The organism is Janthinobacterium sp. RA13 (genome assembly GCF_000745325.1).
GTDB classification, from domain to species: Bacteria; Pseudomonadota; Gammaproteobacteria; order Burkholderiales; family Burkholderiaceae_D; genus Janthinobacterium; species Janthinobacterium rivuli.
The window spans coordinates 1,830,524-1,857,098 of the sequence record NZ_JQNP01000001.1; the positions used below are offsets into that span (position 1 = coordinate 1,830,524).

At 65.1% G+C, this 26,575-nt stretch carries 21 protein-coding genes and 1 pseudogene; 15 read left to right on the forward strand and 7 right to left on the reverse strand.

Annotated elements, in window-relative coordinates; translation table 11 throughout:
* Positions 1–139: 139 nt before the first annotated feature.
* The 3 genes from FG13_RS07960 (at position 140) to FG13_RS07970 (ending at position 2,331) form a co-directional block, all read left to right on the forward strand.
* Positions 140–670, forward strand: coding sequence for a GNAT family N-acetyltransferase (locus FG13_RS07960; protein ID WP_035819921.1), 531 nt, complete (start codon positions 140–142; stop codon positions 668–670).
* A 120-nt stretch (positions 671–790) separates the two neighbouring features.
* Positions 791–1,231: a glycine zipper 2TM domain-containing protein gene (locus FG13_RS07965; protein ID WP_035819923.1), complete on the forward strand. Its 441-nt coding sequence runs from the start codon at positions 791–793 to the stop codon at positions 1,229–1,231.
* Between the two features lie 149 nt (positions 1,232–1,380).
* Positions 1,381–2,331 (forward strand): PP2C family protein-serine/threonine phosphatase, encoded by a 951-nt coding sequence (locus FG13_RS07970; RefSeq protein ID WP_035819925.1) that lies wholly within the window; start codon positions 1,381–1,383, stop codon positions 2,329–2,331.
* On the opposite strand, the gene FG13_RS07975 is transcribed toward FG13_RS07970, so the two are convergent.
* The gene (locus FG13_RS07975) at positions 2,312–2,731 is read right to left on the reverse strand and encodes a DUF2177 family protein (RefSeq protein ID WP_035827623.1); all 420 of its coding nucleotides are present in this window, start codon (positions 2,729–2,731) and stop codon (positions 2,312–2,314) included. The genes FG13_RS07970 and FG13_RS07975 overlap by 20 nt on opposite strands.
* Positions 2,732–2,834: 103 nt before the next feature.
* On the opposite strand from FG13_RS07975, the pseudogene FG13_RS07980 reads away from it, so the two are divergent.
* From FG13_RS07980 to FG13_RS08005, 6 genes and pseudogenes are all read left to right on the forward strand, one after another.
* Positions 2,835–3,724, forward strand: a pseudogene (locus FG13_RS07980) (class I SAM-dependent methyltransferase).
* Positions 3,725–4,191: 467 nt separating this feature from the next.
* The gene (locus FG13_RS07985; protein ID WP_327062286.1) at positions 4,192–5,550 is read left to right on the forward strand and encodes an FHA domain-containing protein; all 1,359 of its coding nucleotides are present in this window, start codon (positions 4,192–4,194) and stop codon (positions 5,548–5,550) included.
* A gap of 389 nt (positions 5,551–5,939) precedes the next feature.
* A complete protein-coding gene (locus FG13_RS07990; protein WP_035819929.1) occupies positions 5,940–6,542 on the forward strand; it encodes a metal-dependent hydrolase in 603 nt (200 codons plus the stop codon).
* Between the two features lie 105 nt (positions 6,543–6,647).
* Positions 6,648–7,166, forward strand: coding sequence for a sigma-70 family RNA polymerase sigma factor (locus FG13_RS07995; RefSeq protein WP_051958758.1), 519 nt, complete (start codon positions 6,648–6,650; stop codon positions 7,164–7,166).
* A complete protein-coding gene (locus FG13_RS08000) occupies positions 7,166–8,152 on the forward strand; it encodes a FecR domain-containing protein (RefSeq protein WP_161784162.1) in 987 nt (328 codons plus the stop codon). Before FG13_RS07995 ends, FG13_RS08000 begins: the two co-directional genes overlap by 1 nt.
* 128 nt (positions 8,153–8,280) lie before the next feature.
* Positions 8,281–10,758, forward strand: coding sequence for a TonB-dependent siderophore receptor (locus FG13_RS08005; protein WP_035819931.1), 2,478 nt, complete (start codon positions 8,281–8,283; stop codon positions 10,756–10,758).
* A 9-nt stretch (positions 10,759–10,767) separates the two neighbouring features.
* Here FG13_RS08005 and FG13_RS08010 read toward each other — a convergent pair whose 3' ends face one another.
* The 4 genes from FG13_RS08010 to FG13_RS08025 all read right to left on the reverse strand — a co-directional run bounded on the left by FG13_RS08010 (position 10,768) and on the right by FG13_RS08025 (position 16,885).
* Complete coding sequence (locus FG13_RS08010) at positions 10,768–11,655, reverse strand: pirin family protein (protein WP_035819933.1); 888 nt, start codon at positions 11,653–11,655, stop codon at positions 10,768–10,770.
* The gene (locus FG13_RS08015) at positions 11,652–12,050 is read right to left on the reverse strand and encodes an OsmC family protein (protein WP_035819934.1); all 399 of its coding nucleotides are present in this window, start codon (positions 12,048–12,050) and stop codon (positions 11,652–11,654) included. Before FG13_RS08015 ends, FG13_RS08010 begins: the two co-directional genes overlap by 4 nt.
* A 184-nt stretch (positions 12,051–12,234) precedes the next feature.
* Positions 12,235–14,547: an SUMF1/EgtB/PvdO family nonheme iron enzyme gene (locus tag FG13_RS08020; protein ID WP_035819936.1), complete on the reverse strand. Its 2,313-nt coding sequence runs from the start codon at positions 14,545–14,547 to the stop codon at positions 12,235–12,237.
* 19 nt (positions 14,548–14,566) lie between these two features.
* Positions 14,567–16,885, reverse strand: coding sequence for a hypothetical protein (locus FG13_RS08025; RefSeq protein WP_035819938.1), 2,319 nt, complete (start codon positions 16,883–16,885; stop codon positions 14,567–14,569).
* 343 nt (positions 16,886–17,228) lie between these two features.
* On the opposite strand from FG13_RS08025, the gene FG13_RS08030 reads away from it, so the two are divergent.
* The 3 genes from FG13_RS08030 (at position 17,229) to FG13_RS08045 (ending at position 19,497) form a co-directional block, all read left to right on the forward strand.
* Complete coding sequence (locus FG13_RS08030; protein WP_035819941.1) at positions 17,229–17,465, forward strand: hypothetical protein; 237 nt, start codon at positions 17,229–17,231, stop codon at positions 17,463–17,465.
* A 189-nt stretch (positions 17,466–17,654) separates the two neighbouring features.
* Positions 17,655–18,353: a YXWGXW repeat-containing protein gene (locus tag FG13_RS31185; RefSeq protein ID WP_327062287.1), complete on the forward strand. Its 699-nt coding sequence runs from the start codon at positions 17,655–17,657 to the stop codon at positions 18,351–18,353.
* Positions 18,354–18,468: 115 nt separating this feature from the next.
* Positions 18,469–19,497: a transporter gene (locus tag FG13_RS08045; protein ID WP_235211695.1), complete on the forward strand. Its 1,029-nt coding sequence runs from the start codon at positions 18,469–18,471 to the stop codon at positions 19,495–19,497.
* 63 nt (positions 19,498–19,560) lie between these two features.
* On the opposite strand, the gene rnk is transcribed toward FG13_RS08045, so the two are convergent.
* A complete protein-coding gene (gene rnk, locus FG13_RS08050; RefSeq protein WP_162835757.1) occupies positions 19,561–19,968 on the reverse strand; it encodes a nucleoside diphosphate kinase regulator in 408 nt (135 codons plus the stop codon).
* A 184-nt stretch (positions 19,969–20,152) separates the two neighbouring features.
* Between rnk and FG13_RS29975 the strand changes: the two genes are divergently transcribed.
* Entirely contained in the window at positions 20,153–20,413 is a 261-nt protein-coding gene (locus FG13_RS29975; RefSeq protein ID WP_152598717.1) for a hypothetical protein, read from the forward strand.
* Between the two features lie 144 nt (positions 20,414–20,557).
* A complete protein-coding gene (locus FG13_RS08055) occupies positions 20,558–22,450 on the forward strand; it encodes a putative bifunctional diguanylate cyclase/phosphodiesterase (RefSeq protein ID WP_035819944.1) in 1,893 nt (630 codons plus the stop codon).
* 128 nt (positions 22,451–22,578) lie between these two features.
* Here the strand turns inward: FG13_RS08055 and FG13_RS08060 are convergent, their stop codons facing one another.
* Positions 22,579–24,255, reverse strand: coding sequence for a peptide chain release factor 3 (locus FG13_RS08060; protein ID WP_035827636.1), 1,677 nt, complete (start codon positions 24,253–24,255; stop codon positions 22,579–22,581).
* Between the two features lie 174 nt (positions 24,256–24,429).
* On the opposite strand from FG13_RS08060, the gene FG13_RS08065 reads away from it, so the two are divergent.
* On the forward strand, positions 24,430–26,487 hold the full coding sequence (locus FG13_RS08065) for a methyl-accepting chemotaxis protein (RefSeq protein WP_035819946.1): 2,058 nt from the start codon (positions 24,430–24,432) through the stop codon (positions 26,485–26,487).
* The last annotated feature ends 88 nt before the right edge of the window (positions 26,488–26,575 follow it).

Sequence of the window (26,575 nt, forward strand, 5' to 3'; positions counted from 1 at the left end):
ACGCCGTGGCCATGGGCAAGGCGCGACTTTTTCTACGATAGCGTATTTATTCTGTCATTGCAGCAACTTTTACGGGATCGATTGCCTGTCCCCCCGGAGTCGATTACCATCGAGATCGTGATCGCTACCGGAAACCGCCATGCTCAAGGGAACACTCTGTACCGTCCGGCATTTGCAGGCCGCCGACCTGAATACCTATATCTCCCTCGTCAACGACCTGCCGTCGCGCGGCGAGTTTTTCTCGATGCAGTTCAAGTCGCCCGAGGCCATGCGGCGCGACTTCCTGCAAACGGGATTTGTGACGGAGGACAGCGAACTGTTCCTCATCGAAGACCAATCACAGCACATCATCGGCACGATCACGCACTTCAAGAGCCGCACGCCAGCCTCGCGCGAGATCGGCTACCGCCTGTTCGACCGGCAGCGGGACGGACGCGGCTACATCAGCGAAGCGACGCGCCTGGTGGTCGACTACCTGTTCAACGCCTATCCGTATCACCGCCTGGAGCTGCTGATGGACCCGCTGAACATCGGTTCCGAGCGCATCGCGCAAAAGAACGGCTTTACCCAGGAAGGCTTGCTGCGCCAGGCCTTCTTTATCAATGGCGTGATGCGCGATGTCAAAATGTACAGCCTGCTGCGTCCCGAATGGCAGGCGCGCCAGCGCTGACTTGTTACGGCCAGGGCGCGATTGTAATAAGTTGTATTAGACATGGAACAAGCGTGCGGCAGCAGATATAGTCCACTTCATGCAGATCATTGTGATCTCGCCGGAATGGAAGGAAATGCCATGTTGAACAAGAAACTCCTGGGTGCGGTAATGGTAGCGGCAGTGGCTGTGTCTTCGGCCGCAGTCGCCGGTGACCGCGACTTCAATACCGTTGCAGGCGCCGTTGTCGGGGCGGCCATTGGCAACAGCACCGGCGGGCGCAATGGCGCGATCGTCGGTGGCGTGCTGGGCGCAGCCGTCGGCAACAGCATCAGCACGAATGACCGCTATTACGACCGTGGCGGCTATCGCGGCGGCTACCGCGAAACCTATTACGCGCCGGCGCCGCAGCCCGTGTACTACGCCCCTGCCCCGCAGCCGGTGTATTACGCGCCGCCACCGCGCTACTACGGCCCGCCGGCCGTCGTCTACGTGCAACCGGGCCGCGGCTATTACCGCGACCATGGCCGCCGCGACTATTACGACCGTGGCCACGGTCACGGCTGGGGCCATCGCCGTTAAGCACCGCCCTGCACCCGCACCATGCAAAACCTGCGCCAGCCTGCTGCCGCAGGTTTTTTTTATGAATATGCAAGGTATCACCCCCGCACAATATCGGCTAAGCTGTGTCCTATGATCAACATTGCTGGCCGCCTGGACCGCACCAACCGATGCATTTAATTAAAGACGAGCTCGACTTCGGCCCCTGGCTCGACGCCGCCGCCGGCAGCAGCGTGGGTGCCGGTCCCCTGCCGCGCCGCGAAAACCAGGACAACTTCCTGCTGATCGATGCCAGCGGCCACGCCGTCTGCCTGTCGCGGCAGGCGCCATTCCACTGCCAGGTGCCGGGCTGGACGCGCGGCCATGTGCGCGCCGCCGTGCTTGACGGCATGGGCGGCCACGGCCTTGGGCGCGAAGCGGCGGAAGCGGCCGTGCAAGGCTTGCTGGCCATGCCCGCCTGTCTCGACACGGCCAGCCTGGCAGCCAGGCTCGACGGATTGCACACGCGCTTGCAGGACACCTTCGCCAGGACCGCGCCAGCCCAGGCGCGTCCGCCCGGCACCACCCTGACCTTGCTGGAAGTGCCGCCCGGCGAGGCGCCGCTGCTGTATCACGTGGGCGATTCGCGCCTGTATGAAATTGCCGACGGGGTGGCCAGTATCCTCACCGTCGACCACGTGCCGGCCACCGTGTACGCCATGCGCGGGGCGCTCGACGAGCCGCGCTGGCGTGCCGCCGTGCATGGCGAGCACCATCCGCAGATCTCGCAGGCATTTATTTTGGGCAACGCCATCAGCGACAGCTTGCAGCTCGACAAGCCCTTGATCGGCCTCGACGCGGCCACCCTGCCGCCTTTCCTCGCGCATCTGGGCGACCGCCGCGTGCTGCGCGTGCGCCCCGGCGCCCACTATCTGCTGGCCAGCGATGGTTTTTGGGCGTGCGAGGAGCCGCTGGCCCTGACGGCCCGCTGGCCCGCCTTGTGTGCCGGCAAGACTGCGGCACAGGCCGTCAGCGCCCTGTTCGACGATTTCCTCTCCGATCCGCCAACAGGTTTACATAGCGACAACATTACCATGGTGGCGCTGCGCTTCGAGGCGGCGTTCACCGTCCCAGGCGGCTAGCGGCCAGGTAGCCGGCCGTTGCCGACACGGCCGACAAGACGCTGCCCCAGACCATGTCGATCGCCGTCAAGGCCAGCGGCCAGTCGCGCAAGGTCGCATAGTTGCTCAAATCATAGGTGCCGTAGGCAAGCAGCCCGAGCAGCGCGCCCAGCGCCGCCGCCGTGCGCCCGCGGCGCGCACGCAAGCCAGGCAAAATGGCAAAGACCAGCAGCCCCGCCACGTACAGCAGGTAAAACAGCACGGCCGGCACCCAGCGGGGGGACTCCGCCAGCAGCGGCCCCAGCGCCGCGGCGTACACGGGCTTCATCAGCACCGCCAGCCACAGGGCGTCGATGGCCAGGAACACGCACAAGGTGGCGCCATACGCAATGGCAAGCTGGAGCGGACGTTGGACGGGCATGGTCATCTTTCGGCATCAAACGGTGTTGGGGGCAACGGTTGCGCCAGCATAATGCAAAACGCCGCCACGCTCACGGCGGCCTGGTTTAAATTGAACCATGCCCATGGCGCGCGGTCTGAAGGATAGACCTCTCCAACGTCAGGAGCACGCCGTGAGCAACACCATCCCATCACCGCAGGGCGGCGCGCCCGACTACGCCGCCATCAAGCAGCGCCAGCAAGCCGGCTGGGCCAGCGGCGACTTCGCCGTCATCGGCGTGACCCTGCAGCCGGTCGGGGAATCGCTGGCCGAGGCCGCCGACATCCGCGCCGGGGAAGACGTCATCGACATCGCCGCCGGCAATGGCAACGCCACCCTGGCGGCGGCGCGCCGCTTTGCCCGTGTCGTCTCCACCGATTACGTGCCGGCGCTGCTGGACAAGGGCCGCGCGCGCGCCGAGGCGGAAGGGCTGGCCGTGACCTTCCGCGTGGCCGACGCCGAAGCCCTGCCCTTCGCCGACGCCAGTTTCGACGCGGCACTGTCGACCTTTGGCGTCATGTTCGCACCCGACCACCGGCGCGCGGCCAGCGAAATGCTGCGCGTGCTGCGGCCCGGCGGGCGCATCGGCATGGCCAACTGGACGCCGGACGGCTTTGTCGGGCAACTCTTCAAGACCATAGGCAAGTATGTGCCGCCCCGGCAGGCGTGGCGTCGCCGGCCCGCTGGGGCGAAGAAGCGTATGTGCGCGACCTGTTCGGCCGTGGGGCCGAGCAGGTGCATGGCCAAGGCAAGGTCTTCAATTTCCGCTACGCTTCCGCCCAACACTGGCTGCAAGTGTTCCGCGATTTTTACGGCCCCGTCCACAAAGCCTTTGCCGCGCTGGACACGGCTGGCGCCGGGGCGCTGGAACAGGAACTGCTCGCCATGCTGGAGCGCCTGAATACGGCTGGCGCCCATTCGCTGGTGGTGCCGGGCGAGTATCTGGAAGTCATCGTCAGCAAACGGCGCGACTGAGTATCATGGCAAAATAACATATCCAGAAAGACATAAAATGTGTTTTTGAGCAATAGTTTCCATGGCATACATGGCAAGGTGTGACCAAGGACATGAATTTGGGCAAAAAGAGCACATTCCCGCGCCACGAATGTTGCCAAGCGGGCGCAAAAGCGCGTAAGCTCTCATGTATAACAGAGGGCAGAATGTCCCCGCTCGATTCGAGTCAGAATGTCATGAAAAAATGCAGCAACCCGGAGCACCCGCACTGTACGTTCTGGGTCTTGCCTGGGGAAACAGTCTGCGCGGGCAACCACCCGCAAGCGACGACTGCCCCCAGCAGCTACGACCTGTTGACCGCACAGCGCAGCGCCCGTTCCGAGCCATCGGCAACGGCGCTTCCGCACGTCTCTGCACATGATATTCGCGATGCTGTTATTCGCGATGCCGTTATTCGCGATGCTGCCATTCAAACGGTAAGCCGCTCCGTGGGGGCCTCTACCGCCACCCCGGCGTTCACGCCAGCGCCCGTTGCGCCGCCAACGGTGCCATCAGCTTACCAGCCCGCGCAAGCCCACCTGCACATCAGCGGCTTCGATCCCCGTGCGGCGGGCGGACGGCAAACCCTGAAAATGGAATTGCGCGGCATGAGCGCCGCCTGCGCGCCGCAGCTGACCTTGCGCTTGCGCTCGGACCTGATCCCGCGCGGCCACGTGCAGCATGATTTCGTGCGCACCACGCGCGGCGACTGGCGTCCCGTATTTGTCGAGTTTTCCTCGCGCAACAAGGAACACGGGCAATACCAGATTGAAGTGGAAGTGCACAGCCACGTCGATGGCGCCGTGGCACAGAAATGGGTGTGCACGTTTGTCATCCTCGTGCCGCGCCGCGACGCCACGCTGACGGAGATCCACCAGATCTTCCTCAGCACCCACAAGAACGTGCGCGTGATGGCCGACGACGCGTCGATTGCCCGCGTGACGGGCGGCGACGGCTGCAACCTCGACGTGACGGCGCGCAATGCCGGCATTGCCCACGTGGATTTATCGGCGCCGCAAGGCAAGATCGACATGGGGTTTACCACGATTGCCTGGGACGAGGAGTTGATCGAGGTCGACCTGCCCGCCGCCAGCCACTGCCATCCGCACCCGAGCCAGGCCGCCTGCCTCGTCAATGCGGCGCCGGAAGCGGGAGAGCAGCGCCAGATCCGCCTGTTCGCGCTGGAAGAATGCATGCTGGGGCGTTTTGAGCTGGTCGACCCGGAAGCCGATGTACTGCTCAGCCATTTCAGTCCCGACGGCCAGGACAATAATGGCTTGACGCGCCGCCTGTCGGGCCGCCACGCCATTATCCGGCGCGGCCAGCAAGGCTTTGAAATCGAGGATGTGTCGCGCTACGGCCTGCTGCTCGACGGCGTGTGGCCCGGCAAACACAAGCCCGTCGCCCTGCGCCTGGGCATGCGCATTGAATTGTCTGCCAGCATCAAGGGCATCGTCGTGCTCAGCGTCACGGCCCTGCTTGCGCATGGCGTGATCTTGCACCGCATCGACCACGGCGCCCGCGCCGAGTGTTTTTACCTGTTGCTGCCCGACACCCAGCCTGCGCCGGCAAGCCACCTTGCCACGCCGCAGGCCAGCTGCCTGCCCGTGCTCTTCCACCGCAACGGTGGTTTCTGGCACATCGATACGGCCAGCGGCAAGGAAACGGCGCTGGCTCCCGCCACCGCGCTCGACAAGCTCAGCGGCTTTGCGCGCCATAACCGCTTCGCCAGCGAACCGTATCCCGAATGCTGGATCATCCGCACCGAAGGCGCGGCGCTGTGCGATAGCGCCATGCAAACTGCCTGATACAACGCCTCCTGACACCTGACCGCTAGCGCGGTACTAGCACCAGGAAAATCAGCGACAGCCCGATAATAAATACCGCTTCCAGCGAAAACACGAGGGCGGGAATCTGCAATTCGCGCGGGATTTTCATGGCGACACCTCTTTAAAACACAGGACTGCTTTCAGCATAGCGCGCCCTGCGCCGATTACATTATCAGCCGCACAACATAATTAACAGCCCGGCATGAGTTGCCGAGTCCGCTGATCAAGCTCTCCCGACACACAATTTAACAAATTATCAGCAGATATTCTGCAAATAGCACCCCTCCACGCCCTTGAATACTGTATATTCATCCAGTTAATATCCCCTGCATTTCACACAACGCCACGCATGGCGTTTTACATTTTCTATGGCTTCCAACAAAGCGCATCATGCGACCGGTTGGGCTGCCGGCGTGATCGCCGCGGCCCTGGTCGCACACGCTGGCGCCGGTGGCCCCTACCAAGTGCTGAGCATGCTCGCCTTTGTCATGGGCGCGCTGGGCGGCACGGCGCCGGACTGGCTGGAAGTGGCCTGGTGGGCGCGCACGCACCGGCTGTGGATCACGCACCGCACGTGGACGCACTGGGGCCTGGCCTGGATCGCCCTGCTCGTCTACACCTATTTGCAATTGCCGCACCACTTGTGGGCGCCGCCCCTGTTCGGCTTTGCCGCCGGCGGCATCATGCATTTGCTGGCCGACTGGCCCAATCCGCTGGGCGTGCCGTGGATCTTCCGCCGCCACTCGCTGCGCTGGTGGAAGAGCGGCCGCCACGACATCATCGTCATCATCGCCGCCTGGCTGGCCGCCACCATCGTGGCCGACCACGTGTTTTTCGATGGCATCCACTGGCAGCGCACCGTCCTGGCGTTCGATAGCCTGCTGCACTGGTCCGCCGCTGCCCTGCAGCAAGCCTGGGCAAATCTGCAACAATGGCAGCTGCGCTGGCGCCTGGGCGGCGACGCCAATTGACGCCGGCCGCATGGCAATGTGATAATGAGTATCATTCTCAAACAGCCCAGCCAGCCGGCACCCCGCGTTCCGTCAGCCCAGCCCTTCCTTTGCCTGGAGAACGCAGTGAGCACCGTCAGTCCCGTCCATGCCGTCCACCTGAAAACACTGTACAGCGAGCACCACGGCTGGCTGTATGGCTGGCTGCGCGGCAAGCTGGGCAACCGCGCCGAGGCGGCCGACCTGGCACAGGACACGTTTTTACGCCTGCTGGGCAAGCGCGAGGTGACACCGCTGGCGCCCCTGCGCGAGCCGCGCGGCTACCTGGCGACGATTGCGCGCGGCCTGCTGATCGACCGCTACCGGCGCCAGGCGCTGGAGCAAGCCTACCTGGAAGCGCTGGCGCAGCAAGCCGAGCCGACGACGATCAGCGCCGAAACGCATGCCATCATCATCGAAACCCTGCTCGCCATCGACCGCCTGCTCGACGGCCTGGGTGCGCGCACGCGGGCCATCTTCCTGCTGGCGCAGATCGAGGAGCTCAGTTATGTCGACATCAGCCGGCGCCTCGGCGTCTCCCTGCCCACCGTGAAAAAGCACCTGGTGCGCGCCTACACGGAATGCCTGATGCTGGCGGCCGCCTGATGTTCGCCGCATCCGCCTCCCCTTCGTCGCCTATCCCCCGCAAGGTGCTGGCCGCCGCCGCCCACTGGCATGTGGAGCTCCAGTGCGGCGGCGCCGACCCGGCAGCGCTGCAGGCATGGCGCGACGCCAGCGCAGAACATGAACGGGCCTGGGAGCTGCTGCAGCGCATGGACGGCCAGTTGGGCGCGATACCGGCAGCACTGGCGATTCCCGCCCTGCAGGCGGCGCAGCAGCGCCGGCGCGCGGCCGCCAAGATACTCGCGCTGCTGGTGGCAGCCGGCGGCGGCATCGCGCTGGGCCAGGCGGGCCTGCAATCGGACCCATGGCAAGCCCTGACGGCGTCCTTGCGCACGGCGCCGGGCCAGCGCCGCCACGTCACCCTGGCCGATGGCGGGCGCCTGGAAGTGAATACGGATAGCGCCCTGGATGTCGCTTACAGCGCCACGCACCGCCGCATCCGCCTGCATCATGGCGAAATCATGATCACGACGGCGCCCGACCCGCGCCCCTTCCTCGTCGACACGCCGCACGGCGTGATCCGCGCGCTCGGCACGCGCTTCGGCGTGCGCTGCGATGGCGATGGCGATGGCGATGGCGATGGCAGCACCGTCAGCGTCTACGAACATGCCGTGGAAGTGCGCTGCGCGGCGCGCCCGGATGCCGTGCGGCGCCTGGAAGCTGGACAGCAGTTACGCTTCAGCGCAACTGGCGCGGATGACGTGCAGACCATGCCTGCGCACCAGGACAGCTGGCTGCGCGGCATGCTGGTGGCGGCCGACTGGCCCCTGCAACAACTGGTTGCGGAACTGGCGCGCTACCGGCGCGGGCGTCTCGTCTGCGACACCAAAGTGGCGCGCCGCCCCGTCACGGGCACCTACCGCCTCGACGATATCGACGCCGTGCTGGAAAGCCTGTGCGCCTCGCACGGGCTGCAAGTGACGTACTTCACGCGCTACTGGGCCACGGTGGCGGCCCGCTCCACGTAATTATTTTCAGTTTTTTTGCGCCAGGGGTTGGTGTTTCGCTGCGCTGCTTCGGCTTCCTAGTTAAGTAGCCAATTCACGTAGCCGATTCACACGCCAATTCTTATCCCTTTAGAGCAGAAAGACCGAGCATGCAGCTGACCACCCCCGTCCTCCATCCCGCCGCGCGCGCCATCCGCCTGGCCGTCCTCGCCATGGCGTGCGCCGCCCCCGCCGCCTTTGTCGCAGCACCCGTCCTGGCGCAAGGCCAGGCTGCCGCTGCAGCACCGCAAGCCTACGCCGTGCCAGCTGGCCCGCTGGCCACGGCCCTGAACGATTTTGCCGTCGCCGCCGGCGTCAGCCTGTCGACCGATCCCGCGCAGACACGCGGCCTGCGCTCGCCGGGCGTGCGCGGCAGCTTCAATGTCGGCCAGGGTTTTGCCCAGGTGCTGGCCGGCAGCGGCCTGGAAGCCGTGCAGCTGCCGAACGGCGCCTATGTGCTGCGCCAGGCGGCGCCAGCGTCCGCAGCGGCGGCCGGCACGGAAAAGACCATGGCGCCCGTGACCGTCAGCGCGAGCATGGAGCGCGACCCCGTCAGTGAGCACAGCAACTCGTATGCGGCGCGCGCCGTCACCGTCGGCAAGGGCGTGCAAACCCTGCGCGAAATTCCGCTATCCGTCAGCGTCGTCACGCGCCAGAAGATGGACGACCAGAACCTCAACACCATCGACGCCGTGCTGGCCAACACCACCGGCATCACCATGTACGACAGTCCCATGGGCGGACGCTATGTGTATTCGCGCGGCTTCATGGTCGACACCTACCAGTTCGATGGCGTCAACCGCGCCATGTTCTACCCGCAGGCGAACAGTTTTACCAGCAACACGGCCATGCTCGATCGCGTCGAAATCGTGCGCGGCGCCACGGGCCTGTTGCAGGGCACGGGTTCGCCGGGCGCCGCCATCAACATGGTGCGCAAGCGCCCGCTGGCGGAAAAGCAGGTGCAACTGGCGCTCAGCGCGGGCCGCTGGAACGACGTGCGCGGCGAAGTCGACGTCACCGGCCCCTTGAACGAGTCGGGCAGCATCCGCGGCCGCGTCGTGGCCGCGCACGACCAGCGCGATTATTTTTATGACGTGGCCGACAGCCGCACCGACGTGCTGTACGGCGTGCTGGAATTCGACCTGGCGCCGGGCAGCAAGCTGACAACGGGCGCCAGCTACGAGAAACTGAAGTCGACGCCGTTTTTCTCCGGCATGCCCCGCCACCTCGATGGCAGCGACCCGAAACTGCCCCGTTCGACCTACCTGGGCGCGGACTGGAACCGCTGGGACAGCCGCCAGACGGCCGCCTTCGCCGAATTCGAACACCGCTTCGATGCCGACTGGTCGCTCAAGGCCAGCGCCAACTACACGCGCGAACAGCATGACGTGAAATACATGTTCAACCTGGGCGCGCTCAATCCCGCCACCATGGCCGGCATGATGATGTACGCGGGCGTGTTCGACTACGGCACCACCAACAAGGGACTCGACCTGTCGCTCGATGGCAAATTCAATGCCTTCGGCCGCCGCCACGGCTTCAGCGCCGGCATCAGCACGAACCGGCTGGAAAGCGACAGCGATTACAGCCTGGCCAAGATGCTGCTGCCCAATAGCGCGCTGCAACCGAATCACGGCGTGGCGGAACCGAGCGATGCCTGGATACGCAAGGAACAATATGGCGGCGGCCACAGCCTGACCACCATGACGCAGACGGGTGCCTATGGCGTGGCCCGATTCAGCGTCATCGACCCGCTCACCGTGGTGGCGGGCGCGCGCGTATCAAACTACAAATCGACCAGCGTGTACCGCGACACGGGCGAGGTGTATCTCGATCCGTCCCGCGAAAACGGCGTCGTCACGCCGTATGGCGGCGTCATTTACGCGTTCGACAAGCGCTGGTCCGGCTACGCCAGCGTCTCCGACATCTTCCAGCCGCAAAACCAGCGCACGGCCGAAGGCGCCCTGCTTGAGCCGCTGAAAGGGCGCAACCTGGAGGTGGGCGTGAAAGGTGAACTGTTCGATGGCAAGGTCAATACCTCGCTGGCGCTGTTCCGCATCGAACAGCGCAACCGCGCCGAGGCCGATCTGGTCAATATCTGCACCAGCGGCACGGAGTGCTATTTCTCGACCGGCAAGGTGCGCAGCGAAGGCGTCGATGCGGAAATCAGCGGCAAAGTGACGCCGGGCTGGCAGCTGTTCGCCGGCTACACCCTGAACAACTTCAAATACCTGGAGCAGACGTCGGACGCAGGCGTGATGTTCGCCAGTACCTACTCGCCGCGCCACATGCTGCGCGCGTGGAGCGACTACCGCCTGCCCGGCGCCTTGCAGAAGTGGAGCGTGGGCGGCGGCGTGAACTTCCAGACGGAGAGCTCGCGCACGACGCGCGACGTGAAGGTGGCGCAAGGCGCGTATGCCTTGTGGAGCGCGCGCGCCGCCTACCAGATCGACCGCAACTGGACGGCGTCGCTGTCCGTGACGAACTTGCTCGACAAGCGCTACTACCAGACGGTGAGCGCGCCGGCGTGGGGCAATTTCTATGGCGAGCCGCGCAAGGCGCAACTGACCTTGCGCGCGCGTTTCTAAACGAAACGCTTATGCCGGAGGACGCAATGGCGCCTTCGGCAGCGGTATGAATTCCGTCTCGCCCGGCACGCTGCCCATGCGCTGGGCGGTCCAGTCGTCGGCCGCCTGCGACAATCGCTCCTTGCTCGACGAGACGAAGTTCCAGAACAGGAAGCGGTGGCCGTCCAGCGGCTCGCCGCCGATCACCACGAACTGCACCGGGCCGCCGCCTGCCGTCACCACGGGCGCGGCACCAGCTTTCAGCAAGGCCATGGTGTGCGGCACGAGCGCCACGCCATCGACCAGCACATCCCCGCTGATCGGATAAATCGCCGCTTCCGGCGGCAAGCCTTCCAGGCGCAACTCGCGCCCCGCCTGCAGCGCCACGTCCAGGTACACCGTCTGCATGTAGGTGCGCACGGGCGAGGTCTGGCCAAAGGCCGTGCCGATCAACACCTTCACTACGGCGCCATCGAGCAGCACGACGGGAATGTCGGCCTGCGGCGTATGCGTGAAACTCGGTTCATCCTCTTCGTGCGCCTTCGGCAGCGCGGCCCACAGCTGCAAGCCGTGCGTGCGGTGCGGCTGGCCCGCCAGGTCCTGTGGCGTGCGTTCCGAATGCACGATGCCGCGCCCGGCCGTCATCCAGTTGATGGCGCCCGGCTCGATGCGCTGGTACGAACCGATGCTGTCGCGGTGGTCGATCGCGCCCTCGAACAGGTAGGTGACGGTAGCCAGGCCGATATGCGGATGCGGGCGCACGTCGTGGTTGGCGTCGGGCGCCACGTCGATGGGGCCGAAATGGTCAAAGAAAATGAAGGGGCCGACGGCCTGTTTGACGGCGGAAGGCAGCAAACGCCGCACGACGAAGCCGCCGCCCAGGTCCTTTTCGTGGCTTTTCAGGATGGCCGCGCTCATGCCAGCACCGTGGTGATTTCCGTGGTGACGGCCGTCATCAGCTTGTGGATCGGGCATTTACCGGCGGCCGACAGCAATTCCTGGCGCTGCGCCTCCGTCAACTCGCCCGTCAGGTGCAGGGTGGTGGCCAGGCGGTACACGCCCTTGCGCTCTTCGCTGGCGTCGCGCTCGGTCGACACTTCCACGTGCTCCAGGGGGATGCCCTTGTGTTTGGCGTACCAGACGACGGTGAGCGCCTTGCAGGCCGACAGGGCCGCGTCGTACAGGTCGTGCGGCGAAGGGCCGGCGTCGCCGCCCCCTTCGGCCACCGAGGCGTCGGCGGAAATGATGTGATCGCGCACGTGCACGATGTGGCGCATGGCTTGCGACTGGTCGCGGATGGCTTTGATGGTCATGGCGTTCCTGGGTGCGTTTGGAAAGCCACAATTTACACCGTTTGCCCGCTTTGCGCAGCCTGCCGCTCCACTACCTGATCATTCGATACGGAACAGGGCATCGGTGGGCCGGCGAAGACGATGGACGCTCCGGCACGGTCAAGGTGCATGCAGCATCCCTCAAGATGACCGATATGATAATGAGTCAGTCGAGCGTGCGCGCCACCCTGAAGCCCACGATGTCGTTCGACAGCACCGTGGAAAAGCCGTTGCGCAGGGCCGAGCGCAAATAGCGCGGGTGGTACAGCCACGAGCCGCCGCGCAGGATGCGCCGGCTGCTGTCGGCGCCCTCTTCCCACGCGCTGCCGTCGACGGGCGCGCCGTCGTAATTGTCGTGCACCACGTCCTGCACCCATTCCCACACATTGCCATGCATGTCGAACAGGCCCCAGGAATTCGGCGCAAACGTACCCAGCGGCGTGGTGCCGCCCCGGTACACGCCGCGCGGGCCGCCGTTGTACACGTACAGGCCGTCGTAGTTGGCTTGCTCGGTGCTGATCGTGTCGCCCACGTTGAAGGCCGTGCGCGTGCCGGCGCGGCATGCGTACTCCCATTCCGCTTCGCTGGGCAGGCGGTACCGCCGGCCCGTGCGTTCGCTCATCCACGCCAGGTACAGCTGCGCGTCATTCCAGCTCACGCCGACCACCGGGTGCAGGTCGGTTTGCACGAAACCGGGATTGTCCCAGTCCGTTTCCGATCCGCCCGCCCAGCCGGTCGCCTTGACGAAGGCGCGCCATTCGCCCACGCTGACAGGGTGGCGCGCCAGCGCGAACGGGCGCTCGATGCCGACCCAGTGCTGCGGCATCTCGCGTTCGAGCCAGGACTGCTGCGAGCCGGCCTGGATGGCGGCCTTGTGTTCCGTCTCGTGCGCGCCCATCTGGAAACGGCCGCTGGGAATGAGCACCAGTTCCGGGCCCTGTCCCGCGCCATCGAGAAAGTCATCGCGCAAGATGCCTTCGGCATTGGCCACCGGTTCCGCGTGTTCCGTTTCCTGCGCTGGCGCGGATTCCGACGCAGGGACGGCTGCGGTCGCGGCGCGGCTGGCCTCTTCGCGGCGCGCGCGTTCCTGCTCCGCGCGGTAGGCCGCTTCCGCCTTGGCGACGATGGCCTTGCGCTGCAATTCCTGGTGTTCCTGCAAGGCCGTGGCGGCATCGGCTTCGCGGCGCGCGCGCAACTGGCCGCGCAGCGCTTCCTTGCGCAGCTTGCGCGCCTCTTCCGCTTCGAAATGGCGCTGCGCCTCCTGCTCGCGGCGCAGTTTGTCCTGGCGCTGCTTTTCCAGCGCGGCCGCCTGGATTTCCGCCTTGCGGCGCTGATCCAGTTCTTCCTGGCGTATGCGGGCCCGCTTGAGTTCTTCCTCGCGGGCCTGTTCGGCGGCCAGCGCCGCCTGCCGTTGTTGCTGCGCCAGGCGCGCCTGCTGCTGGCGCGCCTGTTCCGCCAGTTCTTCGGGCGACGGCCCAGCGGCGCGCTCCAGGCTTTCCAGCAAGGCTTGCACGGATTGGGGCCGCAGTTCCGGCGTCAGCGAAAAACCGTTCTGCAAGACTTGCCACTGCTGCGCGTTGAGCGCTTGCGGCGCGGACGGCAAATGGCTGGCGCTGCGCGTGTCGTCGAACGGCATGCGCCCTTCGAGCATCTGATAGATCATCACGGCCACCGCATACACGTCCAGGCGCGGGCTGGGCTGGCGCTGGTTGGCGCCAGCCTCGGGCGCCCGGTAGCCGTGCGTGCCCGCGTTCGGCAGCTCCAGCGCCAGGCTGCTGTCCGCATTGCGCACCCGCGAGGCGATGCCGTAGTCGAGCAATTTGACGTCGCCCTTCGCCGTCAGGAAGACATTACCCGGCTTGAGGTCGCGGTGCACCAGCTTGTGCTTTTCCCACGCATACGACAGCGCTTCGGCCACCGGCTGCAGCAGTTCCTGCACCGTGGACAGGGGCAGCGCGCCCGTACGCGCCAGATAGTGCTCGAGGTCTTCGCCATCGAGGCATTCCATGATGATGAAATAGCTGGCCGTGGCCGGATCCTGCGCCCACTCGTAGACGCGCACGATGTTTTCATGTGCGAGTTTGCGCGCCTGCGTCGCTTCCTCGATCAGCAGCTTGGCGTGCGTGGCGCTTTGCGTCAGCTGCGGCGGCAAAATCTTCAGCGCCACCATTTCACTGCTGCCCAGCTCCGCGTGCGTGGCCAGGTCGGTGGCTTGCCACACCTGCCCCATGCCGCCCGTGCCGATCAGTCGTTCAAGCCGGTAGCGGCGGTTTTGCGGGCCGATTTCCTGGCCCTTCATGAAGCCCAGTTCCGTACCCTGGCGCACGGGTAGCGGCGCGGCCACAGGCGCGGCGCCTGGCGGCGCGTACTCGGCGTCGAGGATGGCGTTCTTGCGGCGTTCAAATTCCTGCTCGCTGAGCAGCCCGTCGTCATGGAGGGCGCGCAGTTCCCGCAGCTTGTCTCGTGCTTTTTGCATCATCTGGAGTGAAACGCTTCCATCAAGGCTGCAGGGCGACGCCGCAGGCGGCGCAGAATTTATCTTCCGGATGGCCCGCGCGCTGCGCATGGCCGTTCTTGCAGCGGGCCGGCGCCGCTGCGGCGGCGGCACCCGGCTGCAACGCCTGCGCCACGGCCACGCCCAGCTGCGCCTGCGCCGACAGGCCATGCGCGTGCGCCGCATTTTGCAGGTTGATCAAGTCCAGCTGCTGGCGCCGTTCGCGTTCCGCCTGGCCTTCCAGATAGCTGCGCTCCTGCGCCACGCTGTCCTGCGCCATGCGCATGGCGTCCAGCGGCGCGACGCTGTTCTCGGCCGCCGCCAGCGCGGCCAGCGCGTGGATCTGTTCGGCGCTCATGCCCGCCTGCAGCTGCGTTTTCAGCACTTGCGCCAGCGCGCTTGCATTCTGCCCGGCGGCCATGGCCACCTTGCCCGTGTCGCTCAGGGAGCCGATTTTCTCGATGCGGTCGATGTCGATGCGCGCCAGTTCGGCCGCATGCGCCTGTTGCGCCAGCAAGGCTTCGTATTCACCTTTCCAGCGCGCGTAATCGCTTTCGCGCTGCTGCGCCATGGCCAGCAAGTCGCGCTGCCATTGCGCTTCCTGTTCCAGCTGGCGCAGCTGCTGGCGCTGTTCCTCGATGGCCAGCGCGTCGAGCTGCGCCAGCTGCGTTTGCTGCTGCAGCTGGCGCGCGTGCACGCCGTCGGCCTCGATGGTGCGCAGCAGTTTTTCCTGCTGCGCGATGGCGTCTTCGCGCGCGCCACCGCGCCGCAGCGCCGCCACTTTTTCCGCGATTTCCGTCGCCTGCACCTGGGCCGCTTCATCCTTGTGCGCCTCGGCGCGCAGCAGTTCGCGCTGGCGCGCCAGCTGCATCTGGTCTTCCCACTCCTGTACCCGCTCGGCCTCGCGCTTGCGCGCCGCATTCGCCAGCATCAGGCCCTGCCACGCGGCCTGGTGCTGCTCGGCCTCCAGCTGCGCCTCGCGCTGGGCCGCATCCGCTTCCGCCTGACGCAGGCGCGCCAGCTGGGTGCGGCGGCCCGTCTCGTCGTCGATCAGCAGTGCGCTTTCCACTTGCTGCGCGATCGACTGCAAATGGACCTGGTGCGTAAAGCGCTGCTGCGCCAGCTGGATCTGTTCGCGTCCGTGCAGCTGCGACAGTTCCAGTTCGCTGCGCATCTTGATGGCGGCCAGCGCCCGCACGTGTTCCCAGTTGGCCGCTTCATCGGCGCGCTGTGCGCCTTTTTGCGCCAGTTCCTGTTCCAGCTCGCCCAGCGCCAGCGCGGCGCCATGGTCGAGCGCCTGGCGCCGCGATTTCGCTTCCAGGATGCGGCCGTACAGGTCGATCTGGCGCCCGCGCAGCGCTTGCAGGCGCTCCGCTTCCTGGTGGTTCAGTTCCGCCTTTTCCACCGTCGCATCCTGCTGCAATTCGGCGCGGCGGTGCGCGTGGCGCGCCGCCAGTTCCTCGCGGCGGATGCGCTGCCACTCTTCCTCGTCGTACAACTGGTCGAGCTGCTTCATGCGTTCCAGGCTGTGCTGCTCCAGTTCCTGCGCCGGCACGCCGCCCAGCCACAGGGTGCCGATGGCCGCATCGCCGCCGCCCTCGCGCTTGTCGTGGCGCAGGCTGAGCGTTTCCACGCGCGCCACGGCCAGGCCGCTGGGCGCCAGGCGCTGCGTCAGGGCCGATTGCAGGCGTTCGTTCAATTCGGGCCGCAGGTCCGCATTCGCATCCATCTCGCGCAGCGCGCGGCTGCCGATGAATTCCAGCGCGATCTGGCGCACGGACGGCAGCAGCAAGGCGTGCAGGTGGGCGCGCGTGACGGCGCCAGGCGCGCGCATGAACTGGCGCGCGAACGCATCGGGCTGGCCCAGCGCGATGTCGACGCGCAGGGACGCGGCGACGTCCAGCCGCTCCGTGCTGGCCAGGCCGGGCAAGTCGAATTCCAGGCTGACGGCGTCGGCGCGCGCGATCAGCACTTCGGCCGGACGCGCCGGCAGCAGCGCGGGCAGGCGCGCAAAGAAGGCGGCGCTGTCGTAGTCGCCAGCCGGTATCAAGGTGAAAGCGTCCGATTGCACGATCCAGGCGCGCGACTCGGCGGGCACCTGCAGGCGGCGCGCGGCGCTGCCGAACAGCGAGGACAGTTCGCGCACGCCGAAGAACAGGGCAAGTTGCCCATCAGCAAGATGCCATTGATTGGCATGCAGCACCGCGTCGCTGTCGGGTGCCCCCAGCGACAAGCCGCATTGCGCGCAATAGCCGGCGGCAGCGCCGTTCTTGTGCTCGCAGCGCGGGCAGCGGGCGCCGCCAAAACCAAACAATTGGAACATGTGTGACTCCTGATGAGAATGATTGTGCGCGCAAGTGTGCGCAACACGGCTGCCATGCCGATTCTAGCAGCACAGCTGGCGCAGCACCTGCCGCGCGCCGAGCGTGCACGAAACGGCGCAGCATCAGATAATGCCATAGGGCAATTGCATTCATATGCACGGATACAGGGCGAATTAGGCCTCAATTCATGCGGTCGCCCGCCAGCGCCGCGCGCAGGCATTTCAGCGCCGTTTTTTTGCAGGCCATCCCGCCAAAACCACGGCTGGTCGCATCTGCATGGCGCGCCGGCCCGCGCCTGGCTACAGTACATGCATACCCACCCGCCACCCGAAAGGAACCATCATGAAAACGTTAAAAAACATGGAAGCCATCTTTACCGTCGCCGTCGCCATCGCCTGCGGCGCCAGCTACGTCAGCTTCATGCAGCCATCGGCTGCCAAAGCGACTGATGTGGCGCAAGCGAGCGCCATCCCCGTCGTCGTCGTCAGCGCCAAGCGCCTGACGGAACAGGAAAAGAAAATCTCGCTGATCGAGGAACGGCAAGCCTTGCTGGGCAACGCCACCGCCAGCACCCTGTGAGCCAACGATGCTGACACCACGCCGCCTGGCGCCAATGTGAAATCCGCCGCGCCAGGCCGCCATTTGTATCCGCCACGGATACACGGACACACAGCATTGTGTCAATTGTAATAAGTTGAATCAAAGGCGATCCGCCCGCCTGCAAGCGCCTATAGTCCATTTCAAGCAATCACCGAAATGGAGCACATCATGAAACCCGTCACACTCTACGCAGCAGCCATGCTTGCCATCAGCACCGCGGCCTTCCTGCCCGCGCAAGCCATGGCACAGAATCAGCTCGGCGTCAGCATTGTCATCGGCAACGCGCCGCCTCCGCCACGGTTTGAAAGCGTGCCAGCGCCGCGCGCCGGCTATGTCTGGGCGCCCGGCTACTGGAACTGGGATGGCCAGCGCCATGTCTGGAACAATGGCGAATGGCTGCGCGAACGGGGTGGCAACCACTACCGCCGCGCCGCCTGGATACAAGAGAACAACCGCTGGCGCCTGGACCGCGGCGGCTGGGTTGCCGCGCAAGTGCAGCCCGTGCGCTATGACGACATCCGCATCGCCCCGCCGCCACCGCGCCGCGAAGCCATCCCGCGCGCGCGCCACGGCTACGCCTGGGCGCCAGGACACTGGGAATGGCGCGGCCAGCGCTACGCCTGGACGCCAGGCGTGTGGATCGCCGAACGCCCCGGCTACGTGTATGCGCCGCCCGCCTGGAACCAGCGCGATGGCCGCTGGCAGATGGAGCAAGGCCGCTGGTCGCCACGCGGCCCGAACGGTGACCGCGACCGCGACGGCATCCCCAACCGCTATGACCGCGACAATGGCAACCGCCACGACCGCGATGGCGACGGGGTTCCGAACCGCGACGACCGCCGGCCCGACAACCCGCGCCGCAATTAATACGCATCTGTAGTCAGGACAAGGCCACCCATCGCGGTGGCCTTGTCATTTTCCCGACACATCCGTGTATTAACATCGCGCGACGATCAATCACACTGCGCGAGAAAGATTCACGATGGCGATGGAAACTGCCGGTTTTACCTACGGCTCGGACACCTCGGGCCTGGTCTGGGGCTTCCTGTTTGGCCGCGAGCCGCAGCCGCTGGCGCTCGACTCGACGGCCGCGCTGGCCTGGCTGGCCGATGGCGCGGCGCGGCCGGCGCAGGAATTCGTCTGGCTGCATTTCAATCTGTCGCATGCGGCCAGCGAAAAATGGCTGATGACGCATACGCAGCTGGCCGACGAATTCTATGAAACCCTGCACCAGGGTTCGCGCTCGACGCGCATCGAGCAGGCGGAAAACACCCTGATCGCCGTGGTCAACGATGTGGTGCACAATTTCTCGTTCGAAGCGTCCGACATTTCCACCATGTGGGCCAGCGTGGCGCAAAACCTCGTCATCACGGCGCGCCGCGCACCGTTGCAGTCGATCGAGCGCCTGCGCCAGGCCGTCATCAAGAACCACGAGCCGATCCGCTCGTCGGTGGAATTGCTGATCCATCTGCTGCGCGACCAGGCCGACGTGCTGGTCAACATCGTGCGCGACGCCGTGGCGCGGGTCGACGATATCGAAGACCACTTGCTGGCCGGGCGCCTGGTGCCGAAACGCGCAGACCTGGGCGGCATGCGGCGCGTGCTGGTGCGGCTGCAGCGCCTGCTGGCGCCGGAACCGGCCGCCCTGTTCCGCCTGCTGCAACGCCCGCCATCGTGGGTGTCGGAACTGGACAGCCTGGAACTGCGCCAGTCGACGGAGGAGTTTTCCGTCGTGCTCAGCGATATGTCGTCCTTGCAGGAACGCATCAAGCTGCTGCAGGAGGAGATCGCCGCCAGCGTCAACGAGGAAAACAGCCGCAGCCTGTTCGTGCTGACCATCGTGACCGTGCTGGCCTTGCCGATCAATATCATCGCCGGCATGCTGGGCATGAATGTGGGGGGAATTCCGCTGGCCCAGCATCCGCAGGGCTTCTGGATCATCGTCGCCATCATCGTCACGTTCACGGTGGTGGCGGGATGGCTGGTGGTGCGCGTGCAACGCAATAGTTAACTATCGGAAACACGGCCTGGCAGGCGAACGGCAGGCGCCGTCCGCCGTCACTGCTTGCTACGATTAGCGATGGTATTCGCCAGCCCGCTCAGGCTGATAGACGATTTCCTCGATCTTGACCTTCACCACGCCGCCCGGCATGGGCCAGGCGATGCTGTCGCCAACGGACAGGCCCAGCAGCGCGCTGCCGACGGGCGCCAGCACGGAAATGCGGTCGGCCTGGCCTTCCACATCCTTCGGATACACGAGCGTCAGGCAGAATTCCTCCTTGTTTTCCACCGTGAAGCGCACGGTGGAATTCATCGTCACGACGGTCGGGGGGATCTCTTGCGGCTCGAGCACCTCGGCGCGGCCCAGCTCGTCGAGCAAGGCGGCCTTGTCCGGCGATAAGTTATTACCCAAGGCATACAACAACGCTTCCAGTCGTTCCAGGTCTTGTGACGACAAAATAATTTTTGGTTTTTTTTCCAAGATATCCTCACTATTGATCATTAGGGCGACGTCCGGTTTTGCTGGCGGCATCTTGCGTGGCCGCGCGAGACAAAACAAACAGCATCAGAACGTCCATCATCAGCGGATTATGGACGAACTCGCGGAGCAAGGCCATAGCGTTCTCGCATTCTCCATTAAAATTTATTAAAATCAATGACTTGCAATGGACGATACGGACAAAAAGTTAATCCGCATCCGGATATCTTGGGATACTGAAGTTATTCTTCATGGCATTTTGTTTACTGTCAGCATGTTTTTAGAGAAAAAACCGGCTGGCAAAAAAAGGATTAAAATTCAGCCAGCATTATTATTAGAAAGACACGCCCTGCCTTTTCCGCCTGTTTTGTCGCCTTGCCTGCTGCCACCGGCCCGCCGCATGCACACAAAATTGCCGCGCGCCCTGTACTTTCACGCTGCAAAATGACAATATGTCGGCCTTAGCAACACTTGGCAACACGTTGAGAGTTCCGGCTCACTTCGGTTTTCATCAGACTGGAACGCAAAGTATGGCAGGGCGAGGCGGGATTACACGGGGCGGCGGCAAGCGGGGCCGGCAGGAGGGAGCGTCATGATGACGCCATTGATGCTGCCGTCGGCGCAATTGCGCGGCGACCGGATTGCCAGGCTGAACTTGCTGGCCGCGGCGGCCATGCTGGCCATGGCCAGCCTGCTGCTGATCCTCTTCCAGTTGTTTGCCCTCCAGGCATCCTTGCAGCGTAACCTGCAAATCCAGGCCGACATGCTGGCGCCCGCCGCCAGCCAGGCCATGCGCCAGGACAATCGTCTTGCGGCGCAACAACTGCTCGCCTCCCTCGCCGCCGCCCCGCATGTCCGGCAAGCAATACTTTACAGTCCCTATGGCGCGCCGTTTGCCCGCTACGCCCGCAGCGGCGCCGATACCGCACCGGCGGCGCCGCGCAACGGCCTGCACCTCGATTACCTGGACGGCAGCGCCGCCGTCTTGACGACCTTGCCGGGCGGCGGCGCGCTGTACCTGCGCGCCAGCCTGGCGCCGCTGTACGCCAGCCTGGCGCAATTTGCCGCCTTCACCCTGCTCGTCTGCCTGTGCGCATTCGGCCTGACCTTCCTGATGGTGCGCCGCACGCGCACGGCCGCCCAGCATGCGGAAAGCCATTTGCACTATCTGGCCCACGTCGACCCGGTCACGCAGCTGCCGAACCGCCATGAATTCAACGACGCCCTGGCTTACGCGCTGGCGCGCGCCGACCGCCAGGATAGCAGCGTGGGCCTGCTGCTGCTGGATCTGGATAACTTCAAGGTCGTCAACGATACGCTGGGCCACCACTGCGGCGACCAGTTGCTCAAGCTCGTATCCGACCGCCTGGTGGCCATCCTGCGCGGCACCGACATCATCTGCCGCATCGGCGGCGATGAATTCGTCGTCATCGTCGAACCGGCCGACGACGCCTCGGAAATGGCCAGCGTGGCGCGCAAGATCCTGGCCGTGCTGGCCGCGCCGTTCGACCTCGAAGGCCACCAGCTGTATGTCAGCGCCAGCATCGGCGTGAGCCTGTATCCGTTCGACGCGCAGGACGTGGCCACCCTGACGCGCAATGCCGATACGGCCATGTACCACGCCAAGCACCAGGGCAAGAACCGCTACGCCGTCTTCAAGGCCGAAATGGAATTGCGCGCGCAGCGCCGCCTGCGCATGGAAGCGAACCTGCGCAAGGCTCTGCAGAACGAGGAACTGTATTTGCACTACCAGCCGCAGATCGACTTGCGCAGCGGGCGCATCGTCGGCGTGGAAGCGCTGATACGCTGGAACTGCCGCGACATGGGCCAGTTGAGCCCCGCCGAATTCATCCCCGTGGCCGAGGAAAGCGGCATCATCGTCGACCTGGGACGCTGGGTGCTGCAAAGCGCCTGCCGCCAGGCGGCCCTGTGGTGCAAGGCGGGCCTGCTCGATTCGCTCGAACACGTGGCCGTCAACCTGTCGGCCTGCCAGGCGCGCGACCCGGGACTGATGGACGATATCCGCGCCATCCTCGACGAAACGCAGCTGCCGCATGGCTTGCTGGAGCTGGAAATCACGGAGGGCGTCTTGATGGACAATGTCCACGCCAACGTGGAACTGATGCGGCGCCTGCAGGAAGCGGGCATCCACCTGTCGATCGACGATTTCGGCACCGGCTATTCATCGATGTCGTACCTGCAGCGCCTGCCCATCGACCAGTTGAAAATCGACCGCAGCTTCGTGCACGACCTGCCCGGCGAGGGCGAAGCCATCGTCACGGCCATCATCGCCATGGCGCACAGCCTGCACCTGAAAGTGGTGGCCGAAGGGGTGGAAACTTTGCAGCAGGTGGAGTTTTTGAGAAAGGCCGGCTGCGACAACGTGCAGGGCTTTTTCTTCGCGCGCCCGATGACGGCGGCGCAGTTGACGGCATTGCTGCTGGAGCGGCGCGACTGGAGTACGCGCACGATTTTGCCGGCTTGAGTTGGTGCCAACGATGGTGTCGGATTACGGCCGTTGGCCTAATCCGACCTACAGCACCACACCATGAACAGGTAGTCGGCGTAGGTCGGATTAGCGCGCAGCGCGTAATCCGACACCACTACGCTACATCAAGCCAATTTCGCCGAATGCTCGCGCGTCGCATGGAACGTCAATTTCGGCCAGCGCTCTTCCGTCAGGCGCAGGTTCACGCCCGAAGTGGCCAGGTAAGCCATGTTGCCGGCCGCATCGTAGGCCACGTTGTGGCCCAGCGCGTTTTCAAAGTCCTGCAGGATGCGCTTGTCGTCGCAGCTGACCCAGCGCGCGCTGCTGATGCTGGTGCCTTCGAACACGGCGTCGACGCCATACTCGTTGAGCAAGCGGCTGGCCACCACTTCGAACTGCAGCACGCCGACGGCGCCCAGTACCAGTTCGCCGCCCTGCACCGGTTTGAAGACCTGCACCGCGCCCTCTTCGCCCAGCTGCTGCAAGCCCTTGTGCAACTGCTTGATTTTCAAGGGATTACGGATGCGCACAGAGCGGAAGAAGTCTGGCGCGAAGTACGGAATGCCCGTAAACGTCAGCATCTCGCCTTCGGAAAAACTGTCGCCGATCTGCATGTTGCCGTGGTTCGGCAAGCCGATGATGTCGCCCGCGTACGCTTCTTCCACCTGTTCGCGCGACGATGCCATGAAGGTCACCACGTTCGACACCTTGATCTCGCGCCCCAGGCGCAAGTGCTTGACCTTCATGCCGCGCTCGAAACGTCCCGAACACACGCGCAAAAAGGCGATGCGGTCGCGGTGGGCCGGATCCATGTTCGCCTGGATCTTGAAGACGAAACCGGTAAACGGCTGCTCGGACGGGGCCACCGAACGCACGGTCGCATCGCGCTCGCGCGGCGCCGGCGCCCAGTCGACCAGCGCGGACAGAATCTCGCGCACGCCGAAGTTGTTGATGGCCGAACCGAAGAACACAGGCGTCTGCACGCCGGACAGGAATTCTTCGAGGTTGAACGGGTTCGACGCGCCATGCACCAGTTCCACTTCCATGCGCAGCTGATCCATCTCGAGCGGGAACATCTCCTGCAGGCGCGGGTTGTCGATGCCCTTGATGATTTCAAAGGCGCCGTCGGCCTTCTCTTCGCCAGCCTTGAACAGCATGATCTCGTCGTTCAGCAGGTGGTACACGCCGCGGAAGTTCTTGCCCATGCCGATAGGCCAGGTGACGGGCGCGCATTGAATCTTCAGCACCGATTCGAGTTCGTCGAGCAGATCCAGCGGATCGCGCGTCTCGCGGTCCATCTTGTTCATGAAGGTGACGATCGGCGTATTGCGCATGCGGCACACGGCCAGCAGCTTGATCGTCTGCGCTTCCACGCCCTTGGCTGCATCGATCACCATCAGCGCCGAGTCGACCGCCGTCAGCACGCGGTAGGTATCTTCCGAGAAGTCCTGGTGACCCGGGGTGTCGAGCAGGTTGACGACGTGGTCGCGGAATTCGAACTGCATCACCGAGGAAGCGACGGAAATGCCGCGCTGCTTCTCGATCTCCATCCAGTCCGACGTCGCGTGACGGCCCGATTTACGCGCCTTGACGGTACCGGCCATCTGGATCGCTCCCGAGAACAGCAGCAGTTTTTCCGTCAAGGTGGTTTTACCGGCATCCGGGTGGGAAATGATGCCGAAGGTGCGGCGGCGCTGCACTTCGCGCGCGATCACGGCCGGCGCCTTGCTGCTCACTGACGCTGCGGCGCTGTCCGCATTGTCGCTGGAATCGGGGGTGTTGATGTCGTTCTCGTTGGCCATATTGGTGACCATAATATGGCCCTCGCAAAAAACCCTCGATTTTACAGAAGGATCGGCCTTCCGTGTGAACTGCTTCACTCTGGCGAACGGCAAAATTGGCCACTTCATCAAGGGGTCACAATCCGCAGGCAACATTGCACTGCAGAAATGTTGTCACCCTACCCTGGAAACCCGATGAAAATGCTCCTCACCCCCGCCATCCGACTCATGCAGCGCCTGCGCCTGCTGCCCAAATTCATGCTTGTCTGCCTGGTCTTTTTGCTGCCTTTGGTGCTGGCGACCACCCTGCTGATCTCGGAGCTGGGCAAGTCGCTGGCCCAGGCGCAGGATGCACAGCGGGGCGTGGCCTATGTGCACCAGCTGCAAGAAGGCACGCGCCTGCTGCAGCAGCGGCGCGGCCTCGAACACTTGCGCCTGAGCGGCAAGGCGGGCATGGACAACACGGCCGCCAATGCACGCATCACGGCCACGCTGGCCGCCCTGGCGCGCTTGCCGGCGGGCGCCGACCTGCCCCAGGCGGCCGAGCTGAGCAAGCAGTGGCAAGCCCTGCTGGGCCGACAGACGGGCCTCGCGGCGCGTGACAGCTACGCGGCGCACACGGCGCTGTTGCGCCAGGCAGCCAAACTGGGCCAGCTGGTGGCCGACCGTTCGCACCTGAGCCTGGACCCGGACGCGGGCGCCAACCACCTGAGCGCAGTCTTCACGGCCACCCTGCCCGACCTGGCCGAAAGCCTGTCCGACATCGCCGGGCGCGGTGCCGCCTACATCGACACGGGCCTGTTCGAGGCGAATGAAGATCAACTCGTCAACGCCAACGCCCTGATCGCGCGCCACGAACTGGAACGCCTGCCGGCCCGCTTTGACGAAATCATCGCCGCCAAGCCGGCCTTGCGCGCCAGCCTGCTGCCGTCCCTGAAAGCCGTGCCGGCCGCGCTGGCCTTCCTCGAACGCACGAAAAACGAAGTGACGAATTCCTACGACCAGACCTCGGGCGCGCAATTCCACGCGGCCGGCATGCAGGCGATCGACGCCCTGCACGCGCTCTCGGGCGCGTCGGCCACCGCGCTGGACGGATTGCTGGCGCAGCGCATCGCCCGCGACGAGGCGCGCCGCGCCCTGATCCTGGCCGCCATGCTGCTGGTGCTGCTGGCCGCCGCCTACCTGTGCGCGGGCTTCTATGCCGCCTTCGCGCGCGACGTGAAGCAATTGCGCGTGGCCGTCGGCGCGGCAGCGGCGGGCGACCTGTCGCAGCGCATCACCTCGCAGGCGCACGATGAAATCGGCGACCTGGTGCGCGACTTCGGCGCCATGACGCATGGCCTGGCCACGCTGGTGCAGGAAATCCGCGGCGGCGCGGCCGTCATCGCAGCCGCCGGCGCCGACATCGCCCAGGGCAACGCGGCCCTGTCCGGCCATACGGCCACGCAGGCGGACGCACTGGGCGCCACCGTCGACTCGATGCGCGAGCTGACGGCCACCGTCGGCCGCAACGAAGCCCACGTAGGACAGGGCCGCACCCTGGTGGCGACGGCGGCCGACGTGGCACTGCGCGGCGGGCAAACCGTGGGCGCCGTGGTCGACACCATGGCCTCGATCAAGGCCAGCTCGCACAAGATCGTCGACATCATCGGTGTCATCAACGGCATCGCCTTCCAGACGAATATCCTGGCCCTGAACGCGGCCGTCGAAGCGGCCAGAGCCGGCGAGCAGGGGCGCGGCTTCGCCGTGGTCGCCTCCGAGGTGCGCAGCCTGGCGCAGCGCTCGAACGAGGCGGCGCTGGAAATCAAGCGCCTGATCGGCGATTCGGTCGCCACCGTCGATGCAGGCGGCGACCTCGTCAATGCCGCCGGCAACACCATGCGGCAAGTCGTCGACGCCGTGCAGCAGGTGGCCGTCGTCATCGGGCGCATCAGCAGCGCCGGCGCCGAGCAGAATGGCGAGATCGCCCGCATCAACCAGGCGCTGGCGCAAATCGACGACATGACGCGCCAGAACGCGGGCCTGGTCGACGAGGCCCGCGCCGGTTCGCAGCGCCTGCACCAGGAAGGCGAGGCGCTGACGCAAGCAGTCAGCCGCTTCCGCCTGGGGGAGCACGAGATGCCAAGTGCGCGCCCGGCGCCCGCAGCAAGCATGCGCGACGGCTTGCCCAGCGTGCGGCCGGCCGGCCTGTGGAGCGCCAATAAACCGCGCGTCATATCACAAAATCGCGCGGAACGGCGCAAGGCTAGCTAGTCAAAAGTGTGCGCGTAGGACAAGGACTACAATTTCGCCTCAAAAGAGACTACAAGGTGGCGACTGCTAATCTTATGTTCGCCACTTA

What these genes read in the sequence shown, in the direction of transcription:
- FG13_RS07960 (WP_035819921.1), top strand. Translation starts at nt 140, where the DNA reads ATGCTCAAGGGAACACTCTGTACCGTCCGGCATTTGCAGGCCGCCGAC.
- FG13_RS07965 (WP_035819923.1), top strand. Translation starts at nt 791, where the DNA reads ATGTTGAACAAGAAACTCCTGGGTGCGGTAATGGTAGCGGCAGTGGCT.
- FG13_RS07970 (WP_035819925.1), top strand. Translation starts at nt 1,381, where the DNA reads ATGCATTTAATTAAAGACGAGCTCGACTTCGGCCCCTGGCTCGACGCC.
- FG13_RS07975 (WP_035827623.1), bottom strand. Translation starts at nt 2,731, where the DNA reads ATGCCCGTCCAACGTCCGCTCCAGCTTGCCATTGCGTATGGCGCCACC.
- FG13_RS07990 (WP_035819929.1), top strand. Translation starts at nt 5,940, where the DNA reads ATGGCTTCCAACAAAGCGCATCATGCGACCGGTTGGGCTGCCGGCGTG.
- FG13_RS08000 (WP_161784162.1), top strand. Translation starts at nt 7,166, where the DNA reads ATGTTCGCCGCATCCGCCTCCCCTTCGTCGCCTATCCCCCGCAAGGTG.
- FG13_RS08005 (WP_035819931.1), top strand. Translation starts at nt 8,281, where the DNA reads ATGCAGCTGACCACCCCCGTCCTCCATCCCGCCGCGCGCGCCATCCGC.
- FG13_RS08010 (WP_035819933.1), bottom strand. Translation starts at nt 11,655, where the DNA reads ATGAGCGCGGCCATCCTGAAAAGCCACGAAAAGGACCTGGGCGGCGGC.
- FG13_RS08015 (WP_035819934.1), bottom strand. Translation starts at nt 12,050, where the DNA reads ATGACCATCAAAGCCATCCGCGACCAGTCGCAAGCCATGCGCCACATC.
- FG13_RS08020 (WP_035819936.1), bottom strand. Translation starts at nt 14,547, where the DNA reads ATGATGCAAAAAGCACGAGACAAGCTGCGGGAACTGCGCGCCCTCCAT.
- FG13_RS08025 (WP_035819938.1), bottom strand. Translation starts at nt 16,885, where the DNA reads ATGTTCCAATTGTTTGGTTTTGGCGGCGCCCGCTGCCCGCGCTGCGAG.
- FG13_RS08030 (WP_035819941.1), top strand. Translation starts at nt 17,229, where the DNA reads ATGAAAACGTTAAAAAACATGGAAGCCATCTTTACCGTCGCCGTCGCC.
- FG13_RS31185 (WP_327062287.1), top strand. Translation starts at nt 17,655, where the DNA reads ATGAAACCCGTCACACTCTACGCAGCAGCCATGCTTGCCATCAGCACC.
- FG13_RS08045 (WP_235211695.1), top strand. Translation starts at nt 18,469, where the DNA reads ATGGCGATGGAAACTGCCGGTTTTACCTACGGCTCGGACACCTCGGGC.
- FG13_RS29975 (WP_152598717.1), top strand. Translation starts at nt 20,153, where the DNA reads ATGGACGATACGGACAAAAAGTTAATCCGCATCCGGATATCTTGGGAT.
- FG13_RS08055 (WP_035819944.1), top strand. Translation starts at nt 20,558, where the DNA reads ATGATGACGCCATTGATGCTGCCGTCGGCGCAATTGCGCGGCGACCGG.
- FG13_RS08060 (WP_035827636.1), bottom strand. Translation starts at nt 24,255, where the DNA reads ATGGCCAACGAGAACGACATCAACACCCCCGATTCCAGCGACAATGCG.
- FG13_RS08065 (WP_035819946.1), top strand. Translation starts at nt 24,430, where the DNA reads ATGAAAATGCTCCTCACCCCCGCCATCCGACTCATGCAGCGCCTGCGC.